Origin of the sequence: Sodalinema sp., from assembly GCF_046483825.1 — a bacterium.
GTDB lineage: Bacteria > Cyanobacteriota > Cyanobacteriia > Cyanobacteriales > Geitlerinemataceae > Sodalinema.
In genome coordinates this window covers 1-3,034 of sequence record NZ_JAWOCL010000015.1, presented here as the reverse complement: position 1 = coordinate 3,034, position 3,034 = coordinate 1, and the positions used below count along the sequence as shown (strand labels likewise).

General features: G+C 51.3%; 2 protein-coding genes. Both read left to right on the top strand.

Features of this window, described 5'->3' with window-relative positions; genetic code table 11:
• Positions 1 to 1,226, top strand: a 1,226-nt coding sequence (locus R6U67_RS01090) for a DUF262 domain-containing protein (protein WP_410250826.1), incomplete at its 5' end; no start/stop codon positions are given.
• A gap of 38 nt (positions 1,227 to 1,264) precedes the next feature.
• Positions 1,265 to 3,034: phenylalanine--tRNA ligase subunit beta (pheT, locus tag R6U67_RS01085; RefSeq protein ID WP_410250825.1), on the top strand; the 1,770-nt coding region annotated here is incomplete at its 3' end.

Here is a 3,034-nt window from a genome sequence, read left to right as displayed (position 1 = left end):
GGAATCAGCGACGGCTCACGACATCCAATCAACTGCTTTGGCAAGCCTTTGAGCATTTCTCAAAATGTTTAAATGGGCTGACTTCCGTAGTTAGAAATGGAGAAGAGTTGACGACGTTTCTAACGGATGTCGTTGCTCAACGCTTAGTATTTATTCAAATCAATGTTCAAGATGCGCTCAATGCGTACACTGTGTTTGAAACCTTGAATGCGCGAGGAATCGAACTCAGTACCACCGATTTGTTGAAAAACTATTTATTTTCTTCATTTCAGGGACCCGATGATTTGCGAGAAGCTCAACGGCAATGGAAACGGCTCATTGATACTGTCACGATGCGACAATTTCCGGAGTTTTTGCGGGACTACCTGAGTTTATCCCAAACCGGAGTTCGGAAAGATAGACTCTTTAAAACAATTCGTCGTGCTATTACCAATGCAGAACAAGCATTTCATTTGCTGGATGATTTAGAGCAGTATAGTGACTTATTTATTGCCCTCGGCGACTCTCATGATGAACTGTGGCGAGAGACTCCCAACTGCCAGCCTTATATCCGAGAACTACAGCTTTTTCGAGTAAAACAGGCGTATCCAGCCCTATTCGCCGCCTATGTCAAGTTTGCTCCCTCGGATTTTGTGCGGGTGTTGAAACTCATTGGAGTGTTATCCTTTCGCTATCTTGTGGTGAGTCAACTTAACCCGAATGCGTTGCAGACGATTTATAATGAGGTGGCGATCGCCATCATGAACGACCAAATCACAACCTCCCGAGAAGTCTTCAATGCCTGTCGCCCAATTTACGTCCCAGACGATAAATTTCAACAAGACTTTGCCGTTTTAAGGCTATCAACCAAGAGACACAAAAAACTCGTCCAATACATCCTAGCCAAACTCGAAGAACACGAGTGCGGTCATCCCATTGAGCGTAACAGTTTCTCAATCGAGCATATCCTCCCCGAATCAGCCAGTGAGACTTGGCGGCGAGCGGTTACAGAAACTCAACTCGACGAACTGACCTATCGCTTAGGAAACCTGACCCTCTTAGAACCGAGTTTAAATCGTGAGCTGGGCAATCAAGCCTATGCAGTTAAGCAGCAAACCTACCCGCAAAGCCGCTACCGCTTAACCCAGAGCATTTTAGCCCAAGAGTGGACGGCGGATAGCCTAGCCGATCGCCAAGGACGTTTAGCGCGGCAGGCGGTTCAGATTTGGCAGGCTGATTTTGTGTAGAATAGTCGAGCTATACTTCGTCGAACAAGGCATCAACTGTGCGTATCTCACTCAACTGGTTGCGAACCCTCATTAACATTGATCTAACTGCGGATGACCTGGCCCATCGCCTCACTATGGCGGGGTTTGAAGTGGAGGAGATTGAAGAGCGCAGCACCTGGGCCGAGGGTGTGGTTATCGGTAAAATTGTCGGCATCGAGCCACATCCCAACGCTGATAAGCTGCGGGTGTGTCAAGTCGATATCGGCAGCGGTGAACTGCAACAGATTGTCTGTGGTGCGCCAAATGCTCAAGCAAATATCTACGTTCCGGTGGCTACCATCGGCACGAAGCTGCCTCAAGTGGATCTCAAGATTAAACCCACCAAACTGCGGGGCGTCCCCTCTAACGGCATGATTTGCTCCCTAGAGGAAGTGGGGTTAACTTCCGAGATTGACGGCATTCATATTTTCGCTGAGGGCAATGATGAGGATTTCCAGGGCAAGATTGGCGCCGATGCGCGACCGTTTCTGGGACTCGATGACTCGATTTTAGACTTGACGGCGACGGCCAACCGGGCTGATGCTCTGAGTATGGTTGGTGTGGCCCGAGAAGTGGCGGCGTTGACGGGGGATAGGCTGGAATTACCCCAGGTTGAGGTGGCTGAGATTGCCCCGAAGGAGTCTCTAACGGTTGAGGTGGCCCAGACCAAGGCTTGTCCGGCCTATATTGGCACAATGATTGAAGGAGTCACGATCGCCCCCTCGCCGGATTGGCTACAACAACGACTACAAGCGGCTGGTGTGCGTCCCATTAATAATGTGGTGGATATTACCAACTATGTGATGTTGGAATGGGGACAACCGTTACACGCCTTTGACTGCGATCGCCTGCGACAGCTTACGGGTCAAGATTCCTTAACCATCGGGGTTCGTTACGCTAAAGATGAGGAAACCCTGACCACCCTCGATGGCCAAGAACGACCCCTTGAGGAAACTAACCTACTGATTACCGCCAATGACCATCCCGTGGCCCTGGCCGGAGTCATGGGAGGGGAGGACAGCGAAGTCCATGCAGAAACCACTAATCTGGTCTTAGAAGCCGCGTTGTTCGACCCGGTAGCGGTGCGTCGTTCCTCTCGCGCTCAGAATCTCCGTAGCGAGTCCTCCTCGCGCTATGAACGGGGGGTAAACTTCGCGGAGTTGGAAACCGCCTGTCAACGGGCGATCGCCCTCATCGGCGAATTAGCGGGCGGAACTCCGGTGGCCCAAGCCAAGGCCGATTCTCGCCCCGATTTGTCTCAAACGCTCACTCTACGAGTGGCCCGGGTGCGTCAGGTTCTCGGTCCAGTGCATCTCGGGGATGAGGTGGGCGATCTCCCGGAAGCGGATATGAAACAAATCCTGGAACGCCTCAACTTTGGCGTCGCTCCCACGGAGGAAACAGGAGTTTGGACGGTGCAGGTTCCCCCCTACCGTCGCCGGGATATTGAACGGGAAATTGATTTAATTGAAGAAATCGCCCGTCTCTATGGCTACGATAACTTCTGCGAAACGCTGCCCAAACAGGGAACTCTGGGCCAACTTTCCCCAGAATTTGCCCTAACGGGACAGTTACGGGAAGCCCTACGCGGGGCAGGTTTGACGGAGTTGATCCACTATTCTCTGGTTAAACCCACGCAAGAGCAACAAATTTGTCTGGGAAATCCCCTCTTTGCTGAGTATTCCGCCCTACGAACGGAACTTCTCCCAGGGATGATTGATGCGTTTGAGTATAACTTGAAACAGGGAAATGGGGCGCTCAATGGGTTTGAGATTGGGCGAGTTTTC